This window comes from Pseudomonas sp. CIP-10, assembly GCF_020911845.1.
Taxonomy (GTDB): Bacteria; Pseudomonadota; Gammaproteobacteria; order Pseudomonadales; family Pseudomonadaceae; genus Aquipseudomonas; species Aquipseudomonas alloputida.
In genome coordinates this window covers 5178459-5200510 of record NZ_CP087160.1, presented here as the reverse complement: position 1 = coordinate 5200510, position 22052 = coordinate 5178459, and the positions used below count along the sequence as shown (strand labels likewise).

The 22052-nt window shown below is 61.8% G+C and carries 17 protein-coding genes; 3 read left to right on the top strand and 14 right to left on the bottom strand.

The features are described from left to right. The first annotated feature begins 44 nt into the window (after positions 1-44). Positions 45-1463: an IS1182 family transposase gene (locus tag LMH93_RS23475; protein ID WP_181726247.1), complete on the top strand. Its 1419-nt coding sequence runs from the start codon at positions 45-47 to the stop codon at positions 1461-1463. Between the two features lie 319 nt (positions 1464-1782). Beyond that, positions 1783-2133 carry a BON domain-containing protein gene (locus LMH93_RS23470; protein ID WP_003249976.1) on the top strand — a complete coding sequence of 117 codons (351 nt, stop codon included), beginning with the start codon at positions 1783-1785 and terminating at the stop codon, positions 2131-2133. A gap of 76 nt (positions 2134-2209) precedes the next feature. Here LMH93_RS23470 and LMH93_RS23465 read toward each other — a convergent pair whose 3' ends face one another. Beyond that, a complete protein-coding gene (locus LMH93_RS23465) occupies positions 2210-2512 on the bottom strand; it encodes a putative quinol monooxygenase (protein WP_230064651.1) in 303 nt (100 codons plus the stop codon). A 60-nt stretch (positions 2513-2572) separates the two neighbouring features. Between LMH93_RS23465 and LMH93_RS23460 the strand changes: the two genes are divergently transcribed. After that, positions 2573-2986, top strand: coding sequence for a VOC family protein (locus LMH93_RS23460; RefSeq protein WP_003249980.1), 414 nt, complete (start codon positions 2573-2575; stop codon positions 2984-2986). 102 nt (positions 2987-3088) lie between these two features. Here the strand turns inward: LMH93_RS23460 and LMH93_RS23455 are convergent, their stop codons facing one another. The 13 genes from LMH93_RS23455 to dksA all read right to left on the bottom strand — a co-directional run bounded on the left by LMH93_RS23455 (position 3089) and on the right by dksA (position 21976). Next, positions 3089-6025, bottom strand: a complete 2937-nt coding sequence (locus LMH93_RS23455) for a DUF748 domain-containing protein (protein ID WP_102886074.1) — start codon at positions 6023-6025, stop codon at positions 3089-3091. A gap of 78 nt (positions 6026-6103) precedes the next feature. After that, the gene (locus LMH93_RS23450; RefSeq protein ID WP_230064648.1) at positions 6104-6973 is read right to left on the bottom strand and encodes an oxygenase MpaB family protein; all 870 of its coding nucleotides are present in this window, start codon (positions 6971-6973) and stop codon (positions 6104-6106) included. A gap of 41 nt (positions 6974-7014) precedes the next feature. Continuing rightward, the gene (gene acs, locus LMH93_RS23445) at positions 7015-8949 is read right to left on the bottom strand and encodes an acetate--CoA ligase (protein WP_230064646.1); all 1935 of its coding nucleotides are present in this window, start codon (positions 8947-8949) and stop codon (positions 7015-7017) included. Positions 8950-9129: 180 nt separating this feature from the next. Beyond that, positions 9130-10794: a glucose-6-phosphate isomerase gene (gene pgi, locus LMH93_RS23440; protein ID WP_003249988.1), complete on the bottom strand. Its 1665-nt coding sequence runs from the start codon at positions 10792-10794 to the stop codon at positions 9130-9132. A gap of 208 nt (positions 10795-11002) precedes the next feature. Continuing rightward, positions 11003-11866, bottom strand: a complete 864-nt coding sequence (panC, locus tag LMH93_RS23435) for a pantoate--beta-alanine ligase (protein ID WP_003249990.1) — start codon at positions 11864-11866, stop codon at positions 11003-11005. Then, positions 11863-12663, bottom strand: a complete 801-nt coding sequence (gene panB, locus LMH93_RS23430) for a 3-methyl-2-oxobutanoate hydroxymethyltransferase (protein WP_003249992.1) — start codon at positions 12661-12663, stop codon at positions 11863-11865. Before panB ends, panC begins: the two co-directional genes overlap by 4 nt. A 262-nt stretch (positions 12664-12925) precedes the next feature. Then, positions 12926-13405, bottom strand: coding sequence for a 2-amino-4-hydroxy-6-hydroxymethyldihydropteridine diphosphokinase (gene folK / locus LMH93_RS23425; RefSeq protein ID WP_010955348.1), 480 nt, complete (start codon positions 13403-13405; stop codon positions 12926-12928). Then, entirely contained in the window at positions 13402-14784 is a 1383-nt protein-coding gene (locus tag LMH93_RS23420) for a polynucleotide adenylyltransferase PcnB (protein ID WP_230064644.1), read from the bottom strand. The genes folK and LMH93_RS23420 overlap by 4 nt, the downstream gene beginning before the upstream one ends. Before the next feature lie 968 nt (positions 14785-15752). Continuing rightward, positions 15753-17195, bottom strand: a complete 1443-nt coding sequence (locus LMH93_RS23415; protein ID WP_185279972.1) for a sigma-54-dependent transcriptional regulator — start codon at positions 17193-17195, stop codon at positions 15753-15755. A 4-nt stretch (positions 17196-17199) separates the two neighbouring features. Then, positions 17200-20175, bottom strand: coding sequence for a sensor histidine kinase (locus tag LMH93_RS23410; protein ID WP_012053738.1), 2976 nt, complete (start codon positions 20173-20175; stop codon positions 17200-17202). After that, positions 20159-20335 (bottom strand): hypothetical protein, encoded by a 177-nt coding sequence (locus tag LMH93_RS23405; protein WP_003250005.1) that lies wholly within the window; start codon positions 20333-20335, stop codon positions 20159-20161. Before LMH93_RS23405 ends, LMH93_RS23410 begins: the two co-directional genes overlap by 17 nt. Before the next feature lie 243 nt (positions 20336-20578). Next, positions 20579-21466: a tRNA glutamyl-Q(34) synthetase GluQRS gene (gluQRS, locus tag LMH93_RS23400; protein ID WP_003250007.1), complete on the bottom strand. Its 888-nt coding sequence runs from the start codon at positions 21464-21466 to the stop codon at positions 20579-20581. 63 nt (positions 21467-21529) lie between these two features. Then, a complete protein-coding gene (gene dksA, locus LMH93_RS23395) occupies positions 21530-21976 on the bottom strand; it encodes an RNA polymerase-binding protein DksA (protein WP_003250009.1) in 447 nt (148 codons plus the stop codon). Between the last annotated feature and the right edge of the window lie 76 nt (positions 21977-22052).

Below are 22052 nucleotides of genomic sequence, written 5' to 3'. Positions count from 1 at the left end.
TTAAGAGAATGCTCCGTATCGAAAGATATGGAGCATTTTTCGTTATGGCCTACATACAAGGAGAGTCCCGCAGCCAGACCAGCCTGTTCCCGGTCTCGTTGGAGGAATTGATCCCTGAAGATCACCTCGTACGGGTCATTGATCTGTATGTCGCCAAGCTGGATCTGGGTCAACTCGGCTTTGAGAAAACTCAGCCCAAGGCCACCGGGCGCCCCGCGTACGACCCCGCCGATCACCTAAAGCTCTACCTTTATGGTTACTTCCAGCGCATTCGCTCGTCCCGGCGCCTGGAAGCCGAATGCCAGCGCAACATCGAAGTGATGTGGCTGATCAATCGGCTCAAACCCGACTTCAAAACCATCGCCGACTTCCGCAAGAACAACAAAGCTGCGTTCGTCGCGACATGCCGAGCCTTTGTACAGTTCTGCCGAGCTGCCGGTTTGATTGCCGGTGACTTGGTTGCCATCGACGGGAGCAAGTTTCAGGCAGTCGCTTCCGCGCGACGCCACCTGAACTTGAACCAGCTCAAGCGTCAGGACGAGAAGCTGGAGAAGCGGATTGCCCAATACCTGGCGGACCTGGATGCCGCAGACAAGTCTGAGGGCGAGCAAGTGATAGATCGCACTGCGATCAAGGCGGCCCTGGCGAAACTTGAGGCCAAGCAGCAAGACAATCGCAGTTGCCAAGCCTTGATGAAATCGATGGGGCTGGAGCAGTTCAACACGCACGAAAACGATGCCCGGATGATGCGCACGCCCAAGGGGGCGCGTGTTGCCTATAACGTGCAGACTGCCGTCGACGCAGAACACTGCCTGATTTTGCATCACGAGGTGACGCAAGAGGGTGATGACCGTAAGCAGCTCGAACCCATGGCTAAAGCAGCCAAAGCCGAACTTGGGCAAGACGCTCTGACCGTGACTGCGGACATGGGCTACTCAAACGGCCAACAGTTCCAGGCGTGTGAGGAAGCCTCCATTACCGCTTACGTGCCGCCAAACCGAACCTCGAACCCAGGCGGAGAGGCATTGTTCGAACGCCAAGACTTTACCTACGACTCTGACCACGATCGGTACCAATGTCCAGCAGGCCAGTGGCTAACCCTGAAGCAGCGTTACAAAGGCGACCGGATCTACCAGGCAGCAATCAGCGACTGCGCTGGATGTGCGCTGAAAGCCCAATGTACGACGGCCAAGCGCCGCTACGTCTCGCGTCACGCACAAGAAGAAGCCTTTGAACGAATGACGAAGCGGATGCAACTGCATCCAGAGATGATGGAACGACGCAGATCCATCGTGGAGCACCCGTTTGGTAATCTCAAACAATGGCTATTTGGGAACGGACGGTTCTTGCTACGGCAACTCGAAGGGACGAGAGCCGAAATGGCCTTGGCCGTGACCGCATACAACCTCAAGCGGGCGATCAGCGTACTGGGTACCAAGAAAATGATGCAGTTGATGGGCTGAGGAGCCTTTTTTCAGCACAAAAACAAACGCCCCGAACAAGTCGGGGCGTTTGGTCTAGGACCTATCAGTGTGTTTTCACACAATCTGTTCGGGGCCCTTTTTTCATGGGGGCGGGAACCTTTTGCGGACTTGCATCTTGCATGCAGGTTTACCGCGCAGATTGCAAAATGCACGACCGCAGCAGCGATGGTGTTTTGCTAACTGATTGATTTAAAAGGAAATAAACGAAGAGGCCAAGCTGGCACAGCCCATGCAACTACCTTCATACCTGACGCCAGGACATACGGCGCAGACCCTTCGAAAAACAGGAGTGACCCACATGAAGAAGTTCGCCATTGCTGCCGCTACTGCTACCGCTCTGACCCTGACCATGGCTAACGGTGCATTCGCCGCTGAGCCAACCCAGGCTCCAGTCATGTTGGCGGCCAACACCGTCGACAACGCCAAGCAAGAAGGCTCCGACACTTGGATCACTACCAAGGTCAAAGCTGATCTGCTGACTGAAAAAGGCATCCCAGGCAGCGACATCAAAGTCGAGACCAGCCAAGGTGTTGTTTCGCTGTCTTCTGATGTGAAGGTTACCGAATCGCAGAAAGCAGAAGCGGTGCGCATCACCAAGAACATCAAAGGCGTCAAGAGCGTAATGTCTGACGGCCTGAAAGCCGAGTAAAGGAATGTCCCGTCGGCCAAATGGATTTGGCCACTTTCAGCAAAGCCCTGGCCCGTGCCAGGGCTTTTTCTTGAGTTCAATACACTGGGTTGCGCGCGATCACATCGCTTTCGAAGCATTCCTGCTCAAGGATCAGAGGCTCCACCAATGGGCGGCTGTCGCGAAAATGCGCGGTCTGGGTATGCGCTTCATACGCAGCATCATCGCGGTAGATTTCGTACAGGTAGATCACATCCGGATCAACCCGGTCCTGCGACACATCGAACACCAGACAGCCAGGCTCACTCGCCACGGAAGCTGCAGCATTGACCTTGATTGCACTCAGGAAAGCGTCGGCGCATCCAGGCTTCACTCGGGTCTTGATGAACAGGCTATACACAAATCTCTCCTTTTGTTTTAAATTCAATAATGAATTGTATACAAAAATGGAGCTTCGCCAATGTCCGAATTGCCTGCACGCCCTGGCCGCCTGAATGGCTTGCGCCACATCGCCCTGCTGGTGCCTAACCTGGAAGAGTGTGAACGCTTCTACGTCGATGTGCTGGGCATGGAAGTGCTGAATCGCGCCAATGAGGACCTGGTGTACCTCACTTGCGGTAACGACAACCTGTCATTGGGGCGTGGGGCAGGGGCGGCCAACGGGTTGCAGACCCTGGATCACTACGGGTTCGTTGTCGACAGTGTGGAGGAGCTGGAAGCCTGGTATGCGTACTTCAAGGCCCGTGGCGTGACCTTGCTCGACCGGCCGTTCAACCATGGTGACGGCGCACGCAGCTTCCACCTGCTGGACCCGGCCGGGAACAAGGTTCAACCGTTGTATCACCCGGCGGTGTCGGGGCAGCGCTTGGTTTGAAGCCCGTGCTGGCCTCTTCGCGGGCACGCCCGCTCCCACAGGTAGTGCGCAGGCCTGTGGGGGCGGGCGTGCCTGCGAACAGGCCAGGCCTGCCAGAGGGGATTACTCGGCATCCAGGTGCATCGGTGTCACCACCCGGCCATCGCTTTGAGGCTGCCCCAGGCTGGTATCGATGAAGTACACCCGGTCGTCTTCCAGCTTGCCCTTGTCGACCAGATAGTCCTTGATGCTGCTGGCGCGCTCCTGCCCCAAGGTACGCAGCAAGGCGGTACTCTCGGCCCACGACTTGATCACGGCCTCGCGCAGCTTGGCGGCGCGCTCGTCACGGCCCAACTGCTCCCATTCGGCAGGCGGCTGCTGCTTCAGGCGGGTGCGGTAGATGCCTTCGAGCATCGCCGGTTTGTCACTGTCGTCAACCACCAGCATCGAGGCATTGGCCGGCACCTTGTCACCCCGTCGCTGCAGGATCTTGTACCAGGTGGCCTGGTACTCACGCTCAAGGCGCTGTTGGGCAATCAGCGGGCCGTCGCTGGCCTGGGCGCTGGTGCCTTCGATTTCCAGGCGCAGTTCCGGGCGCTCTTTCAGCGCGGATGCCAGCTTGTCCAAGGACGACTGGGCCTCGCCGCTGAGTTCGCTGGAACCGGGGGCGAAGGCCACGTTGCCAAGGTCTTCCGAGCTACCGCCGCTGATCAGCCCGCCAATGAATTTGAATGGCGCCTGCGCCGCGCGCAGCACCAGGTTGCGCAGGGTTTGCCAAACAATCGGCATCACGCTGAATTGCGGGTTGTTGAGGTCGCCAGACACCGGCAGCTCGATCGAGATCTTGCCCTCGGTATCCTTCAGCAATGCCACCGCCAGGCGGATTGGAAGGTCGACCGCATCCGGGCTGTCGACTTTCTCGCCCAGCTGCAGTTGCTCCACTACTACCTTGTTCTCGGCCTTGAGCTGGCCGTTGGTGATCAAGTAGTGCAGGTCCAGGTTCAGCCGCCCCTTGCGGATGCGGAAGCCGGCGAACTTGCCGGAGTAGGGCGTCAGCGTGGTCAGTTCGACGCGCTTGAAGCTGGTGGCAATGTCCAGGCTGGCCAGTGGGTTGAACGGGTTGAGTGCGCCCTTGATGGTAACCGGTGCGTAGCGGTCTACCTTGCCCTTGACGTCGACCTTGGCCGGCTGTGGCTTGCGGTTGTCGATGGTGCCGATCTGCCCGTTGAGTTGCTGGATGGCCGTGGCGAAGTTGGGGGTTAGCGACAGGTCGGCAAAGTTGGCCGAGCCGTCATTGATGTCGATCTGCCCGATATGGATGCCAAGCGGCTTGTTGCTGCTGGCCGTGGTCGGCTTGGGCTGGCTGCTCGCCGGGGCGTCGGCCGGTTGCGGGATCAGCAGATCATTCACGTTAGTGGTGCGGTCTTCGTTGATGATGAAGCGTGCATAGGGCTGCAGCAGGGTCACCTTGTCGATCGACAGAGCATCGCCGTGCACGTAGGACAAGCCGTCGACGTTCACCTGCTGCCATTTGACGAAGTCGCGGCTCTTGATGGTGTCGAGGGTATGCAACTGGCTGACCTGCGCCTTGCCGGTCACACTGAACGCCAGCGGCGCGGTGTTCTTCAGGTCGACCTTGAGGTCGCTCGAGAGCATGCCGCTGCGCAGCTCCAGCAGGATGAACGGGCTGATGTAGGCCTGGGCTACACGCAGGTCGATGTCGCGGGTGCTCACATCCAGCTTTGCCCATATCGGTGCCAGGTTGACCTGGCCTGCAGCCTGCAGCTTGCCTTGCTTACCCACACCTGTATCGAGTTTGAGGGTGAAGGGCGACTGGTTGAGGCTGTCGAAACCTTGCAGGTCGGCATTGAGAGGGCCAATGTCCAAGGCTACCGGTGCCTTCTGGCTGCGATCTGCCAGGTGTACCAGGTAGTTGCGCAACTGCACGTCCTTGAGCAGCACTTGCCAGGGTTTGCTTGGCTCGTTGACCGCTTTCTCTTCAGGCGTAGGTGCTGCGGCCGCCGGCTCGGCCTTTTCCTTCGGCGTGGCCTTGGCGGGTTGGCTGGCGAACAGCTTCTGCCAGTCGAGCTGGCCATCTTTTTCCAGCGCCGCCCAGGTTTCGAGCTTTTCGCTGCGAACCTTGCCCACGGTGACCTGCTGTTTGACCAGATCAATGGTGGTTTCGCTAACCTCCAGGCTGGCCAGGCGTGCCAACGGTCGGCCATCCGGCGCCTTGATGGCGAATGGCGCGATGCGCACGGAGACGTTATCCAGCAGCAGCTCGGTCTGTTTGGCGAGGTTGAGCTTGTAGTGCGTATCGAGGCTTACCACGCCGTCTTCCAGCACCAGTGGCACGGCATCGCGCACGTAGGGCCAGAACAGCTTCATCTTGCCGTCAGTGACCTTCAGTGTGCCTTCGGAGGCGATCGGCGACAGGCTCAGCGTGCCCTTCCAGTCGATGCGTCCGCCATTGGGGCCGCTGGCCACCAAGGTCATGTCGGCGTTGTCGTTGGGCAGGGTGCTGAGGTTTTTCAGCTCCAGATTCATGTTGTCGTAGAGGAACTCGATCGGCTCGCTGGGCCGCAGGTCCTCGAAGTGCAGGTAACCGTCGATGAGCTTGATGCTGCCAATACGCAGCGGGAACGGGTCGCTGGGCGGCTCTTCGGGTTTGGCTTCGCTGGCCGGTAGTTTGAACAACCCGGTCAGGTTGAGGGTACCGTCCTTGGCGAACAGCACTTCGTTGCGCGGTTTGTCGAGCTCCACCGCTTCCAGATGCAGGGCTTTTGTCCATAGGCTGTCGAGCGAGGCGTTAGCGTAAAGACGCTCGAAACCGACCTGTTCCTTGCCCGGCTCGCCGATCTGCAGGCCCCACAGCGTCAGCTCGAGGCTGAAGGGGTTGAGTTCGATCCGTTCGAGGTGGGCCGGCACGGTGGCGTATTGGGCCAACTGCTGGTTGGCGATGCGCAGTGCGACACCGGGAAGAATGAGAAAGCCGAGCAGGCTATACAGGGCTACCAAGGCCACGATTGCGCCAGCGGCGCGAGTCAATCCTTTGTACATGTGTCGCTTCGTCTGTCTAAGCAGGAGTGCTTGGAGTATGGCACGTTAAATCAGTTCCGCAGGGGCCAACCTTTTCGCTCAATCAATGCCCATGCGCCGTTTGGCCCGGTGTGCCGAGCCGTCGCGCATTGCCCAGCGCAATACCGGCGCGGTGCGGCGCAGGCCCAGGCGGATCAGGCGCTGCTGCAGGGGCCCGTGCTGCAGGCCGAGCAGTGCCTGGGCCCAGCCGGGCAGCAAGTCGATACCCGCGTGCAGCATCAGTTTGCCAACAGGCTGTGCCAGGCGGCTGGGTGCAGGGGCGTTGAGCAGGATTCGCATGACCTCATGGCTGCGCGTATCACAGTGCAGCTGTGGGCGTATGTGTTGCAGATAGTCTTCAACTTGCTGGCACGAGCGCGGCACGTCACGGGCACCGAGGCGCTCGGCGATCAGGGCGATTTCGTTGTAATAGGCATCCTGCTCGGCGCGTGGCAGGTGTGGGTTGCGGTAACGCAGGTGGGCGGCGAGGAAACGGCTGACCTCCGCTACATGCACCCAGGTCAACAGATCCGGGTCGCTGGCCGCATAAGGGCGGCCATCCGGTGCAGTGCCGGTGACCTGCAGGTGAATGGTGCGCACTTTGTCGATCAGCCACTCGGCATCGCCAGTGGCGCCGAAGGTGGTGCCGGAAATGAACTGGCTGGTGCGGCGCAAGCGGCCGAGCAGGTCTTCACGAAAATTGGAGTGGTCCCACACACCGGCCAAGGCCAGGGGATGCAACAACTGCAGCATCAGCGCGCTGATGCCACCGACCAGCATGCTCGGGAAGTCGCCATGTACCCGCCAGCTAATACTGTGCGGGCCGAACAGGCCGGGGTCGCCCTTGGGCGATTCCAGGTCGAGCTGGCCGAGGGCCAGCCCAGTGAGGCTCATGACCTGGGTTTCGATACGGCGACGAAGGGCTTCCATGGCGACCTGCTGTACAGGGCGGCCAGATTTGCGGCCGCCGGTTACTGGTTGAGGCGTTTGTCGATCAGGCCCTGTACCACGCTTGGGTCGGCCAGGGTCGAGGTATCGCCCAGGTTTTCCAGCTCATTGCAGGCGATTTTGCGCAGTATACGCCGCATGATCTTGCCTGAGCGCGTCTTGGGTAGCGCTGGCGCCCACTGAATCAGCTCAGGCTTGGCGAAGCTGCCGATTTCCTTGCTGACCAGGGCCAGCAGCTCGGCCTTCAGCGTGTCATCTGGTGTCACGCCATTCATGGTCGTGACGAAGGCGTAGACGCCTTGGCCCTTGAGGTCGTGGGGGTAGCCGACCACCGCGGCCTCGGCCACGCTGTCATGCAGCACAAGTGCGCTTTCCACTTCAGCGGTGCCGATGCGGTGCCCGGACACGTTGATCACATCGTCGATGCGCCCGGTGATCCAGTAGTCGCCATCGGCATCGCGGCGGGCACCGTCGCCAGTGAAGTAGTAGCCGGGCAACGGCTTGAAGTAGGTGTCGACCATCCGCTGGTGGTCGCCGTAGACACTGCGGATCTGCCCCGGCCAGCTGGCTTTGATCGCCAGCACGCCGGCGCCGGGGCCTTCGATCAGTTTGCCTTTTTCGTCCAGTAGCACCGGTTGCACGCCGAACATTGGCTGGGTAGCGCAGCCGGGTTTGAGTGACTGTGTGCCGGGCAGTGGGGTGAGCATGATGCCGCCGGTTTCGGTCTGCCACCAGGTATCCACAATCGGGCAGCGCTTTTGCCCGACCTCCTCGAAATACCATTCCCAGGCTTCCGGGTTGATCGGCTCGCCGACGCTGCCCAGTAGACGCAGGCTTTTGCGTGAGGTGCTCTGCAGTGGCGCAGAGCCCTCGCGCATCAGTGCGCGCAGGGCGGTCGGGGCGGTGTAGAAGATGTTCACCTGGTGTTTGTCCACCACCTGCCAGAAGCGCGAGGTGTCTGGGTAGTTGGGCACGCCTTCGAACATCAGCGAGATTGCGCCATTGGCCAGCGGGCCGTAGACGATGTAGCTGTGGCCAGTCACCCAGCCGACATCGGCGGTGCACCAGAACACCTCGCCGTCACGATAATCGAACACCACCTTGAAGGTCACCGTTGCCTGCAGCAGGTAGCCGCCGGTGGTATGCAGCACCCCTTTGGGTTTGCCAGTGCTGCCGGAGGTGTAGAGGATGAACAGCGGGTCTTCGGCCTCCATCGGTTCAGGGGGGCAGTCGTCACCGGCCTCTTTCGTCGCTTCGTGATACCAGAGGTCGCGGCCCTCAGCCCAGGCAACATCGCCGCCAGTGCGGCGCACCACCAATACGCTACTGACCGCTGGGCAGCTGGCCAGGGCTTTGTCGACGTTCTGTTTCAGTGGGATGCGTTTACCGCCACGCACGCCTTCATCGGCGGTGATCACGGTGCGGCAGTCGGCATCGAGAATACGGTCTCGCAAGGCATCGGGGGAGAAACCGCCGAACACCACCGAGTGGATGGCGCCGATGCGGGTGCAGGCGAGCATGGCGAAGGCGGCCTCGGGAATCATTGGCATGTAGATGCATACCCGGTCGCCTTTTCTCACGCCGCGCGCTTTCATTGCATTGGCCAGGCGGCAGACCTCACGGTGCAGTTCGCGATAGGTGATGGCCTTGGAGTCCTTGGGGTCGTCGCCTTCCCACAGCAGGGCCGTTTGCTCGCCGCGCTGGGCCAGGTGGCGGTCGATGCAGTTGAAGCTGACGTTGAGTTGAGCGCCGTCGAACCAGCGGGCCTTGCCGGTATGCAGGTCGCATTGCTGCACGCTTGACCACGGTTTGATCCAGTCCAGGCGTTTGGCCTGTTCGGCCCAGAAGATGTCTGGGTCTTCGACCGACTGGCGGTAGAGGCGGCGGTAGTCTTCGGGGGTGAGGGCGGCGGACTGGCTGACGGCCAGGGCCTGGGGGTATTTGCGGATATCGAACATGGCGGGTGGTCCTGCTCTTGTAAGGGGCGATGGACTGCAACGGCTATTCGATAGGACAGTGTAGCTGGGAGCGGTGTTCAACCTGGGCCGGCCTCTTCGCGGGTAAACCCGCTCCTACGAGGTAACGCGTTGCCTGGTAGGAGCGGGTTTACCCGCGAAGAGGCCGGCACAGGTTTCGGATCAACCGCGGTGACGGCCGCGGAAGTAGTTGATCAGGCCTTGGGTGGAACCGTCTTCGGCGCTGTCTTCCAGGCTGCCGACCAAGCGCTGGTAAACGCCCTTGCCCAGTTCCTTGCCCAGCTCAACACCCCACTGGTCGAAGGCGTTGATACCCCAGATAACGCTCTGTACGAACACCTTGTGCTCGTACATTGCCACCAACGCGCCCAGGCGGCGCGGGCTGATGCGCTCGACCACCAACGTGTTGCTCGGGCGGTTACCCGGGATTACCTTGTGCGGTGCCAGCTTTTCGATGTCTGCTTCGTTGAGGCCTTTAGCGCGCAATTCGGCTTCGGCTTCCTCGCGGGTTTTGCCCAGCATCAGCGCCTGGCTCTGCGACAGGCAGTTGGCGTACAGCCACTGGTGGTGGTCGGCAACCGGGTTGAAGCTCACCACCGGCACGATGAAATCGGCCGGAATCAACTGGGTGCCCTGGTGCAGCAACTGGTGGTAGGCATGCTGGCCGTTGCAGCCCACACCGCCCCAGATCACCGGCCCGGTGTCGGTCTTCACCGGGGTACCGTCTTGCAGCACGCTCTTGCCGTTGGATTCCATGTCCAGCTGCTGCAAGTGCTTGGTGATGTTGCGCAGGTAGTGGTCGTACGGCAGGATCGCGTGGCTGTTCGCGTCCCAGAAGTTGCCATACCACACGCCCAGCAGGGCCAGTAGCACCGGCATGTTCTTGTCGAACGGTGCGGTCTGGAAGTGCTGGTCCATGGTGTAGGCGCCGGACAGCAGTTCCTTGAAGTTGGCAGTGCCGATGGCCAGGGCGATCGGCAGGCCGATGGCCGACCACAGCGAGTAGCGCCCGCCCACCCAGTCCCACATCGGGAAGATGTTTTCTTCGCGGATACCGAACGCTACAGCAGCGGCCTTGTTGCTGGACACTGCAATGAAGTGGCGGTACAGCTCGGCTTCCGAGCCGCCTTGGGCCAGGTACCAGGTCCGCGCGGCCATGGCGTTTTTCAGCGTCTCGAGGGTGTTGAACGACTTCGACGAGACGATGAACAGGGTGGTTTCGGCGCGCAGGTTGGCCGACAGCTCGTGGAACTCGCTGCCGTCGATATTGGCCAGGTAGTGGCAGCGCACGCCGCGCTGGGCGTAGGGTAGCAGCGCTTCGGACACCAGCTCGGGGCCGAGGAACGAACCGCCGATGCCAATGTTGACCACGTCGGTGATGGGCTTTTCGCTGTAGCCGCGCCACAGGCCATCGTGAATGCGGCCAACCAGTTCGGTAATCTGGTTGAGCACTTTGTGCACTTCCGGCATGACGTTCACGCCGTTGACGCTGAGTTTGTCACCTACGGGCCGGCGCAAGGCGGTGTGAAGCACCGGGCGGCCTTCGGAGGCGTTGATGATCTCACCGCTGAACATCGACTTGATGGCGTCTTGCAGGCCCACTTCATTGGCCAGGCTGACCAGCAGCTCGCGGCTTTGCTCGGTGATCAGGTTTTTTGAGTAGTCGAGGAACAGGCCGCAAGCGCTAAGGGAAAACTGGTCGAAGCGTTTGGCATCGGCGGCGAAGGCTTCGCGCATGCTGAAGCTTTGCATGGCGTCGCGGTGTTTCTGAAGCGCCTGCCAGGCGGGCAGGGCCGTCACATCGTGGGGTGTACGGTAATACGCCATTGCGCGGGGTTCCCTTGGTGCGTGGTGAGGGCTTGGACACGGCAGTCGTTGCCGGGTTCAGGCTGGCACCATTATAGGCAAAGGCCACGTGCTGGGAATGGGTATGGCAGGGGGATTTTGGTGGGGCATTGCAAGCAAGCCCGCCCCTACAGGTAAACGTGCAGGAGCGGGCTTGCCCGCGAATGGGCTGCAAGGCAGCCCAAGACCGTTATGCGGTCTTCTCTTCCACATGCAGGTAGAGGTTGTCGATCAAGCGTGTGTTACCCAGGTAAGCCGCCGCAATCACCACCAGGTCTCGATCATCGATCACTGCCGGGCGCAAGCTTACGGCATGGCGTACTTCCAGGTAATCCGGGCGGAAACCCGCTGCGCTCAGTTGCGCCTGGCCTTCAGCGACCAGCGCGGCAAAATCTCGCTGGCCATGACCGATGCCCGCTGCAATGTGCTGCAGTGTGCGGTACAGCGCTGGCGCAACAGTACGCTGCTCTGGCGTGAGGTAGCCATTGCGCGACGACAGCGCCAAGCCGTCTTCGGCACGCACGGTGGGTTCGCCGATGATCTGGATCGGCATGTTCAGGTCGCGCACCATGGCGCGGATCACCGCCAACTGCTGATAGTCCTTCTCGCCGAACACGGCAAGGTCTGGCTGGACCATGTTGAACAGCTTGTTGACCACGGTGGCCACGCCCTCGAAATGCCCAGGCCGGCTGGCGCCGCACAGGCCTTCGGAAAGCTGCGGCACGCTGACGCGTGTCTGCACGCTCATGCCGTCGGGGTACATCTCTTCCACGGTGGGCGCGAACAGCAGGTTGCAGCCGGCCTGCACCAGGCGCTCCTGGTCGGCTGCCAGGGTGCGTGGGTATTTGTCGAGGTCTTCGTTGGCGCCGAACTGCAGCGGGTTGACGAAGATACTGGCGACCACGAAGTCGGCGCGCTGGGCAGCCTTGGTCACCAAGGCTGCATGGCCGCTGTGCAGGTTGCCCATGGTCGGCACGAAACCGATGCGCTTGCCCTCACCGCGCGCGCGGGCCACTGCCGCGCGCAGTTCGCGGACGGTCTTGACTGTATTCATGCACTGAACCCGTGTTCGCTGCCTGGGAAACTGACTTGCTTGACCGCCTCAACGTAAGCGACGAGGGCGCTATGGATATCCGGTTGGCCCTGCATGAAGTTCTTCACGAACTTCGGTACCCGGCCGCTCAGCGACAGGCCGAGCATGTCGTGCAGTACCAGTACCTGGCCATCGGTGGCGCTGCCGGCGCCAATGCCGATTACCGGGATGCCAACGGCATTGGTGATTTCCGCTGCCAGCTCGCTGGGTACGCACTCGAGCAGCAGCATGGCCGCACCGGCCTGTTCCAGGGCAATGGCGTCGGCGCGCATCTGCCGGGCCTGGGCCTCCTGGCGGCCCTGCACTTTGTAGCCGCCCAGCACGTTGACGGTTTGCGGGGTCAGGCCCATGTGCGCGCACACCGGCACACCACGCTCGGCCAGCAAGCGGATGGTTTCGGCCAGCCAGGCTGCGCCTTCGATTTTTACCATGTGGGCGCCGGCCTGCATCAGTGTGGCGCTGTTGGCAAAGGCCTGCTCCGGCGTGGCGTGGGCCATGAACGGCAGGTCGGTGAGGATCAGCGCGCCGTCGTTGCCGCGTTTGACGCTGGCGGTGTGGTAGGCCATCTCCGCCGTGGTGACCGGCAAGGTGCTGTCGTGGCCCTGCAGGACCATCCCCAGCGAGTCGCCCACCAGCAACACTTCAACGCCGGCCTGGCTGGCGGCCTTGGCGAAGGTCGCGTCGTAGCAGGTCAGCATGGTGATTTTTTCACCCTTGGCCTTGAGGCCGTTAAGGGTGGTAAGGGTTACTTCAGGCATGTAGGAAATTCCTCGTTCAGGCGCTGTAAAAAACGACTGCATTCAACGCGTGTAGTCATCTTCCGGAGCGGCACATCATCGCGCGTGATGTTCGGGCACAGGTCCGTCCGGGCCTAAATACGGGTATGCGGCACTTTGGTGCCACACGGGACGCCTATAGTCGTGAGCGAGGTGGGGGAAGTCAATCACCCTGTTACCGCATTGTTACGATCAGGGTGTTACTGGCGTTACCGAGGTGGTAATGCAGGCTGGAACGCCCGGTCTACAGGCGTTCCAGGCCGACGAATGGGCATTCGTCGAGCAGTTGCGCGAGGGCACGACCATCGGCCAGGCGGAAATCGCCCGGTACCAGCTCGGCCAACGGATACAGCACGAAGGGGCGGGCATGCATGTGGTAATGCGGCACTTTCAGGCGTGGCTGGTCGAGCACCTGGTCACCGAACAGCAAGATGTCCAGGTCCAGCGTACGTGGGCCCCAGCGCTCCTTGCGCACGCGGCCCTGGTCGTTTTCGATGGCCTGCAACGCATCGAGCAATGCCAGTGGCGCCAGGGCGGTGTCTAGGGCGGCGACAGCGTTGGTGTAGCGCGGTTGGCCGGGCAGCAGCGAATCACTGGTGTACAGGGCCGAGGCGGCTACCAGGCGCGTGGCTTCGACCTGGTCCAGCGCCTGCAAGGCGCTACGCAACTGCTCGGCAGGTGCGTCCAGGTTGCTGCCCAGGCCTACGTAGGCGCGAATGGTCACTCGAACGCCTCGTCGCCACTGCGCTTGCGTTTGCTGCCGCTGCGCTTGCGCTTGCGCGGGCCGGCACTGTCGTCACGGCTACCAAGCTCGCGGATCATCTCGCGGCGCTCGCTGTCGTTTGCCTCCTGGTAATCGGTCCACCACTGGCCCAGGTCGTCGGTTTCTTCCCCGGCGCTTTCACGCAGCAGCAGGAAGTCGTAACCGGCGCGGAAACGCGGGTTGTCCAGCAGCATGTCGGCGCGCTTGCCGCTGCGGCGCGGCAGGCGCTCCTGCATGTCCCAGATCTCGCGGATCGGCAGGGTGAAACGCTTGGGGATGGCAATGCGCGCGCACTGCTCGGCGATCAGGTCGTGGGCTGCGCCGTTCATGGCCGGGATCGGCGGCACGCCCTGATTCTGCAGGTGCAGCACACGGGCCGGCAGAGCTGGCCAGAGCAGAGCAGCAAACAGGAAGGCTGGCGTCACCGGCTTGCCCTGCTTCACGCGCAGGTCGGTGTTGTTCAGTGCCTGGCTGATCAGCGTGTGGGTGTAGGTCGGCCGCTCATCCAGCGCGTGGGCACTGGCCGGGAACAGCGGTTCGAACAACTCCAGGTCAACCAGCATTTCGAAGGCGATGGCACCTTGGCCGCTGAGGAACAGCTTGAGGCATTCCTCGAACAGGCGCGCGGGTGGAATTTCGCGCAGCATCGGGGCCAGGCCGCGAATTGGCAGGTAGGTGTGCTTTTCGATGCCAAAGTCGAGCTTGGCGGCAAAGCGCACCGCGCGCAGCATGCGCACCGGGTCTTCCTGGTAGCGGTGGGTCGGCTCCCCGATCAGCCGCAGCAGGCGATTGCGCACGTCGTGCACACCGTTGGCGTAATCGAGAATGCGCTCGCTGACCGGATCGTAGTACAGGGCGTTGATGGTGAAGTCGCGGCGTTGCGCGTCCTCTTCCAGGGTGCCGTACACGTTGTCTCGCAGAATGCGGCCACTGGCGTTATGCGACGAACGGTGGGCATCGCCCTGGTCGTCCTCGGAGTGGTGGGCGCGGAAGGTGGCGACTTCAATGATCTCACGGCCGAAATGCACATGGACCAACTTGAAGCGACGACCAATGATGCGGGCGTTGCGGAACTCGGCACGGACCTGTTCGGGGGTGGCGCTGGTGGCGACGTCGAAGTCCTTCGGCGTGATGCCCAGCATCAGGTCGCGGACACAGCCACCGACCAGGTAAGCCTGGTAGCCGGCGCTTTGCAGGCGCTCCACGATGTTCACCGCATGACGGCTGAACTGGTGGCGCTGCAGCGAGTGCTGGCTCTTGTTGATCACCTCGGGCGTGGTGCGCCTGTGGTGCGGGCCCGGTACGGGCGGGCGGAAAGACTGGAACAGCTTCTTCAGCATGGGATGCACTGTGTGAAGGAATGTTCGGCCAAGAATAGGAGAATGGCCGCATGATGGGCGGGGATTCTAGCATTTACTCGGGGAATGGTGTAGGCGGGTAGCAGGATGCCTGCCAGAAGGGTAGAAACGACAAGGGGAGCCTAAGCTCCCCAAGAAGTCGTTGCGTGCTCTTATTGTTTTTTTGCTGGGCTTCTTGTTTTTGTTGAGTGCCCTGCCCACAAATCTCGAAGCTTGTGGACGACCCCCAAACCGGGGGTAAAGAGCAAACGGATTGCTTTGGCCGCTGATGACACGTTGATCTGTCGATCCAACCAGTTCAGGCGCTGCTTTTAGTGCAGTTTTTGTTGTTCTCTGCCTGGTTGTGGGGCAAGCCCCAAACACGCATCCTCTCCAAAAGAATCAGTTAGCTGCGCCTCCGCCATCTTGTTTTTATTGTGCGTGAGCCGTTTCGTCTTGTTCTTATTCTGAGTTGCAGTGCTTGTTATTGTTCTTGTACCAAACATATAGCAGGTGCCGTGCCAACTTTTCAAAACTCAGTAAAATCAAGGGGTTGAGCGGGTTCTGCAATTTTTGGCAGGTCGAAAATGTCGCAATTTCGTTACCGTACGCCTCGGGGACTGTTACGGCGGAAAGCTTGGGTAACAGATTTTTACGGGAGGTGAGGTGTTACCTGGGGTGTTCGCCGTGACACGTTCAGCGCCTGTGAGACCGAGCGCCGCCCGCGCGGCGCTTCGCGGCTAAAGCTGCTCCTACATGTGTTCGGGCCAATTTTTTCTGTGGGATTTGCGCGCGAACGCCTTGGCGCATGGCTCGAGATTGCGTCGTACAACAAGGCGGTCGCGCGCGCGTGGCACAGGAGGGACTGGCCCGAAACAAATGTAGGAGCGGCTTTAGCCGCGAAGCGCCGCGCGGGCGGCGCTCGATCTCACCGACGCCGCATAGGCTGCGGCGTACGGTGCGCAGGTCGGTTATTCGCTGGTAGCGTTGCTCTTGCGCCGTGGGATGCCCAGGCGCTGGCGGCGTTCCCACAGGCACTTGCGGCTGACGCCGAGCTTGCGTGCCAGTTCGGTCTCGGTCATGTGGTCCTGGTGTTCAAGCACGAAGTGCTGGAAATAGTCTTCCAGCGACAGGTCTTCGGTCGGCTCGTGGCTGGCATTGCCCGCGTTGGCCACCACCAGGGCATTGTCGAGGAGGTCATCCTCTTCCAGGTCGCTCAGCTCGATGTCGATGCCCAGCAGCTCGGCGGAAATTTCTGCGCTCTCGCTGAGAATCACCGCGCGCTCCACGGCGTTTTCCAGTTCACGCACGTTACCGGGCCAGCTGTAGTGACGAATGGCTTGCTCGGCCTCGGCCGAGAAGTGCAGGTCGTCGCGGCCGATGCGAGCGCTTTGGCGGGCGAGGAAGACGTTGGCGATCTCGTTGACGTCGCTACCACGCTCGCGCAGAGCCGGCAGCTTCAGGGCGATGACGTGCAGTCGGTAATACAAGTCTTCACGGAACTGGCCGGCCTTGGCCAGGTTCTTCAGGTCACGGTGGGTCGCGGCGATCAGGCGCACATCGACCTTTTGCGACTGCACCGAACCTACCCGGCGTATCTCGCCTTCCTGCAGCACACGCAGCAGGCGAGCCTGGGCTTCGAGCGGCAGTTCGCCAATTTCATCGAGGAACAGCGTACCGCCATCGGCGGCCTCCACCAAGCCGGCGCGCCCGGCGCTGGCGCCGGTGAACGCGCCTTTTTCGTGGCCGAACAGCTCGGATTCGATCAGCGTTTCGGGGATGGCCGCGCAGTTCACCGAGATCATCGGTGCCTTGGCCCGGCGAGACAGGTTGTGCAGGGCGCGGGCCACCAGCTCTTTACCGGTGCCGGACTCGCCCTGGATCAGCACATTGGAGTCGGTAGGCGCGACTTTGCGGATCTTGCTGTACATGTCCTGCATGGGCTGGCACGAGCCGATGATACCGATCTCGCCATTGGCCGTTACCGCGCTGCCTTTGTCGGACGCTGTAGCCTTGCCATTGCTGGCGCGTGGCTCGGCAGGCGGTGCAGCAGCGGGGGCGTTCTGCCGGTCACGCAGAATACGCGCTACGGCCTGCAGCATCTCGTCATGGTCGAAGGGCTTGGCAATGTAGTCCACCGCGCCCATTTTCATCGAGTCCACCGCTGAGCGCAGGCTGGCGTAACTGGTCATGATCAGCACCGGGGTGCCCTGGCCGAGCTTGATCAGCTCGGTGCCGGGCGCGCCTGGCAGGCGCAGGTCGCTGACGATGAGGTCGAAAGTGGCAATGCTGAAGCGTTCCTGGGCTTCCTGCACCGAGCCGGCCTCGCTGACCTGGTACTGGTTCCGCTCAAGCAGGCGACGCAGGGCCGAGCGGATGATGGTTTCGTCTTCGACGATCAGAATGTGCGGCATTGATTCAATTCTCTCGACGGTCTCGAATTTCAGGGGACGTCGCTACGACATGCCGGGGCAGGGTCACGCGGATCCGGGTGCCACGTTGCCGTTCGATATCGGCCGGGCTGTCGATGGTGATTTGCCCATAATGCTCTTCCACGATGGAATAGACCAGAGCGAGCCCCAGTCCGGTTCCTTCGCCCGGGTCCTTGGTGGTGAAGAAGGGTTCGAACAGGCGGTCCATGATGTTCTTCGGAATCCCGCTGCCTTCGTCTTCGACGATCAGGTCGACGGTGTGCTCGTTAACCTCGCTGCGCACGCGCACGGCGCTACCGGGCGGCGAGGCATCGCGGGCGTTGGAGAGCAGGTTGATCAGCACCTGGGCCAGGCGCTGCGGGTCACCTTCGGCCCAATGGTCCGGGTCGCAAAGGTTGAAGAACTGTACTTCGAAATTGCGCCGGTTCAACGCCAGCAGACCGATGGCGTCTTGTGCCACTTCGGCCAGGCACACCGGTTCCTCGCTGTTCTGGTGGCTGCCGCCAGCATGGGCGAAGCTCATCAGCGACTGGACGATGCGCGATACGCGCTTGGTCTGGTCCAGGATCTGGCTGGACAACTCGATGATTTCGCCATCGCCTTCGCGTTCCTCGCGCAGGTTTTGCGCCAGGCAGGCGATGCCGGTGATCGGGTTGCCGATCTCGTGGGCCACCCCGGCGGCCAGGCGGCCGATGCTGGCCAGGCGCTCGGAGTGCACCAGCTTGTCTTCCAGTGCCTGGGTTTCGGTAAGGTCCTCCACCAGCAATACCAGCCCGCTGTTACCGGGGGCCAGTGGCTCGTCGATGGCTGCCTTGTGCAGGTTCAGCCAGCGCGGCTGGCCGTCCAGCGCCAGGCGCTGCTTGTGCAGGTGCTCATCGGGCACGTTGATGAAACCTTGCAGCAGGCCGCGCCAAGGCTCGTCGATGGTGACCAGGCGCGAGCCGACCACATGCTTGGCGGCGATGCCGGTGAGCTCTTCCATGGCCTTGTTCCACATCAGGATTTCCTGGTCCTTGGCCAGTGAGCAGACGCCCATGGGCAATTCCTGCAGGGTCTGGCGATGGTAGCGGCGCAAGGCATCGAGTTCGGCCGCCAGCCCGGTCAGGCGCGAGTGGTAGTCTTCCAGGCGGCTTTCGATGAAGTGGATGTCTTCGGTCACGTAGTTTTCGTTACCGGACTTGTACGGCAGGAAAGTCTCGACCATGTCCTGGGCGACGCTCGGCCCCATCAGGCCGGACAAGTTGGCTTCGATGCGGTCGCGCAGGCGGCGCAGGGCATAGGGGCGGCGCTCGTCGAACGGCAGGTAGAGGTCGCGCAGCGCTTGCTCGACTTCCTTTTGCGCGGCCTTGGCGCCCAGCGGCTTGGCCAGCTGGGTGGCGAATTCCTGCGGCGAGGCGGCGTGCAGCTCGCGGCGCTGCGGGCGGCGCACGTTATCCACGGCACAGGCTTCGGCCGCGCTGACCTCTTCGGTGCTGGCGTTGGTGAACAGTGAGATCAGGGTGAACAGCAGCACGTTGGCCGCCAACGAGGCGATGGCTGCCATGTGCCAGCTGGTGTCGTCCAGCACATAGATCATGTCCAGCAGCGGGATGTAGAAGCCCTGCAAGTTGCCGAGAAGCGGCAGCAGCATGGTCACCATCCACACCAGAGTGCCGGCCAGCAGCCCGGCGATGAAACCGCGGCGGTTGGCGGTTGGCCAATAGAGCACCGACAGCACCCCAGGCAGGAACTGCAAGGTGGCGACGAACGCGACGATACCCAGGTTGGCCAAGCTCTGGTGGTAGTTCTGGCTCAGGTAGAACATGAAGCCGGCGGTGATGATGGCGACGATCAATGCACGGCGGGTCCACTTTAGCCAACGGTAGATGTTGCCTTCGGCCGGCGGCTGGTAAAGCGGCAGCACCAGGTGGTTCAGGGCCATGCCCGACAGCGCCAGGGTGGTGACGATGATCAGGCCGCTGGCTGCCGACAGGCCGCCAATGTAGGCCAGCAGTGCCAATGCCTGGTTGTTGGCGGCGATGCCCAGGCCCAGGGTGAAGTACTCGGGGTTGGTGCTGGCGCCCAGGCGCAGGCCGGCCCACAGCACCAGCGGCACGGCAAGGCTCATCAGCAGCAGGAACAGCGGCAGGCCCCAGCTGGCGCTGACCAGCGAGCGCGGGTTGAGGTTTTCGGTAAAGGCCATGTGGTACATGTGCGGCATGACGATGGCCGAGGCGAAGAACACCAGCAGCAGGGTGCGCCATGGGCCTTCCTGCAGGGGGGTGTGCAGGGCGGCAAGGGCGGTCTGGTTCTGCAACAGCCAGACTTCCAGCTCGTGCGGGCCGCCGAATACGCCATACAAGGCATACAGGCCGATGCCGCCCAAGGCCAGCAGCTTGATCACCGACTCGAAGGCGATGGCGAAAACCAACCCCTCATGCTTCTCGCGCGTGGCGATGTGCCGCGAGCCGAAGAAGATGGTGAACAGAATGATCAGCGTGCAAAAGGCAAAGGCCACCCGGGCCTTGACCGGTTCACCGGTAAGGATGCTGATCGAGTCGGCCACCGCCTGGATCTGCAGGGCCAGCAACGGGAGCACGCCAATCAGCATGATGATGGTGGTCAAGGCCCCGGCCCAGGTACTGCGGAAGCGGAAGGCCAGCAGGTCGGCCAGGGATGACAGCTGGTAGGTGCGGGTGATCTTGAGGATCGGATAGAGCAGCACCGGCGCCAGCAGGAATGCGCCAGACACCCCCAGGTAACAGGCAAGGAAGCCGTAGCCGTACTGGTAGGCCAGACCAACCGAGCCATAGAAGGCCCAGGCACTGGCGTAGACGCCCAGCGACAGGGTGTAGGTGAGTGGGTGGCGAATGATCGAACGAGGGATCAGCCCGCGCTCGCTGATCCAGGCCACGCCGAACAGCACCATGAGGTACCCGGCGCTGATCAGGATCATCTGGGTCAGGCTAAAGCTCATCGGCATCTCTTTGGCTCTGCAGGATGAAGGTGACGACGATCAGGATCAGCCAGAGCAGGTAGGGGCGGTACCAGGCTCCGGTCGGTTCGATCCACCAGTCCATGATGGCCGGGGAGAACAGGTAGATCCCCACGACCAGAAGCAGGACCAAACGATAGATGTACATGCTGGCCTCGATGGTTGGGCGCTGCGGGCTTGAACTTATTATTGGCGCAAATGGCAGGGGGGATGCTAGCGGGAATCCACAGCGTTCGCCAAGGGTTTGAATTTATTGGGCTTTTGTTTTTGAGAGGTGGAATGAATGTGCCGGCCTCTTCGCGGGTGAACCCGCTCCTACAGGTAAAGCGTTGCTTCTAGGTTTATTGAGGACCCTGTGGGCGCGGGCGCGCCCGCGAAGAGGCCGGAAGGTTCAGCGCAGATCAGCCTCTGGCACCGTGGTCCGCTGCGCGATGGCTTCCGGCCGCCATTGCGTGCGCGCGACTGCCAGCACCTCTGCCGGCGTCGCCAACAGCAGTTCCGGGTCTGTCTCCTGCCCCAGCGCCCGCAATGCCCGCAGCAGCAGGGGGGTAGCATGCTCCGCCTGCAGTGGCGGTGAACGGTACGACTTGCCCAGCTTGTGCCCATCCGGCTGCACGATCAGCGGAATATGCAGGTAACGCGGCTGTGAGAAGCCCAGCAACTCCTGCAGGTACAGCTGGCGCGGGGTGTTGTCGAGCAGGTCGGCACCCCGCACGATGTCGGTAACACCCTGCCAGGCATCGTCCAGCACCACGGCCAGCTGGTAGGCGTACAACCCGTCACGACGCTGGATGACGAAGTCGCCCACCTCACGCCCCAGGTGTTGCTGGTACTCACCCTGCACTCGGTCGGTAAAGCGGTAGATCAGCTCTGGCACCCGCAAGCGGATGGCCGCCCCTTCACGGGCATGCCCGGCGTTACGGCAAAAGCCCGGGTAGATGCCGTTGTAGCGTTCCAGTTGCTTGCGCGAGCAGGTGCATGCATACGCCAGGCCCATGTTGAACAGGCGGTCTACCACGGCAGCATAGGCATCGTGGCGCTGGCTCTGGAATACCACCTCGCCATCCCAGTGCAGGCCATAACGTTCCAGTGTCTGGAGGATGGCATCGCGGGCGCCGGGCATTTCCCGGGGCGGGTCGGTGTCTTCCATGCGCAGCAGCCAGCGGCCGTTGACGGCGCGGGCATCGAGCCAGGAGGCGAGGGCGGCGACCAGCGAGCCGAAGTGCAGGAAGCCGCTGGGGGTGGGGGCGAAGCGCCCGATGTAGCTGGAGTCGGTCATGGTCAGGCTGGGCATATAAATGAAACGGGGCGCATGATGCGCCCCGTTCAGGTGGAAGAAAGATCAGCCTTTGCCGACCGTTTTTTCCTTTTTCTCGGCAATTTCCTTGCAGTCGAAGCACAGGTCGGCGGTTGGGCGGGCTTCCAGGCGGCGCAAGCCGATCTCGATGCCGCACGACTCGCACCAGCCGTACTCTTCGTCCTGAATCTTCTGCAGGGTTTTATCGATTTTCTTGATCAGCTTGCGCTCGCGGTCGCGGTTGCGCAGTTCGAGGGCGAATTCCTCTTCCTGGGATGCGCGGTCTGCGGGATCTGCGAAGTTGGCTGCTTCTTCTTTCATATGGTCAACGGTCTTGTCGACGCCGACCATCAGCTCTTGCTTCCAGCCAGTGAGGATCTTGGTGAAGTGCTTGCGCATGGGCTCACCCATGTACTCCTCACCCTTGGTCTCCTGATAGGGTGCAACCCCATAAAGATTCTGGTTGGCTTTTTGCTTTTCTAGGGTGGACATGAATAGACCGCCTCTCACTCATCTGATCCAATGCGCAGGATGCTCCATCTCCGGCGACCGCCGGCCCTGCGACTGC

Bases quoted from the DNA above. Each gene is read 5' to 3' on its own strand.
- LMH93_RS23470 (WP_003249976.1), top strand. From the start codon at position 1,783: ATGAAGAAGTTCGCCATTGCTGCCGCTACTGCTACCGCTCTGACCCTG.
- LMH93_RS23455 (WP_102886074.1), bottom strand. From the start codon at position 6,025: ATGTACAAAGGATTGACTCGCGCCGCTGGCGCAATCGTGGCCTTGGTA.
- LMH93_RS23475 (WP_181726247.1), top strand. From the start codon at position 45: ATGGCCTACATACAAGGAGAGTCCCGCAGCCAGACCAGCCTGTTCCCG.
- panC (WP_003249990.1), bottom strand. From the start codon at position 11,866: ATGAATACAGTCAAGACCGTCCGCGAACTGCGCGCGGCAGTGGCCCGC.
- panB (WP_003249992.1), bottom strand. From the start codon at position 12,663: ATGCCTGAAGTAACCCTTACCACCCTTAACGGCCTCAAGGCCAAGGGT.
- dksA (WP_003250009.1), bottom strand. From the start codon at position 21,976: ATGTCCACCCTAGAAAAGCAAAAAGCCAACCAGAATCTTTATGGGGTT.
- LMH93_RS23450 (WP_230064648.1), bottom strand. From the start codon at position 6,973: ATGGAAGCCCTTCGTCGCCGTATCGAAACCCAGGTCATGAGCCTCACT.
- LMH93_RS23460 (WP_003249980.1), top strand. From the start codon at position 2,573: ATGTCCGAATTGCCTGCACGCCCTGGCCGCCTGAATGGCTTGCGCCAC.
- gluQRS (WP_003250007.1), bottom strand. From the start codon at position 21,466: ATGACCGACTCCAGCTACATCGGGCGCTTCGCCCCCACCCCCAGCGGC.
- LMH93_RS23420 (WP_230064644.1), bottom strand. From the start codon at position 14,784: ATGCTGAAGAAGCTGTTCCAGTCTTTCCGCCCGCCCGTACCGGGCCCG.
- LMH93_RS23410 (WP_012053738.1), bottom strand. From the start codon at position 20,175: ATGCCGATGAGCTTTAGCCTGACCCAGATGATCCTGATCAGCGCCGGG.
- LMH93_RS23415 (WP_185279972.1), bottom strand. From the start codon at position 17,195: ATGCCGCACATTCTGATCGTCGAAGACGAAACCATCATCCGCTCGGCC.
- acs (WP_230064646.1), bottom strand. From the start codon at position 8,949: ATGTTCGATATCCGCAAATACCCCCAGGCCCTGGCCGTCAGCCAGTCC.
- LMH93_RS23405 (WP_003250005.1), bottom strand. From the start codon at position 20,335: ATGTACATCTATCGTTTGGTCCTGCTTCTGGTCGTGGGGATCTACCTG.
- pgi (WP_003249988.1), bottom strand. From the start codon at position 10,794: ATGGCGTATTACCGTACACCCCACGATGTGACGGCCCTGCCCGCCTGG.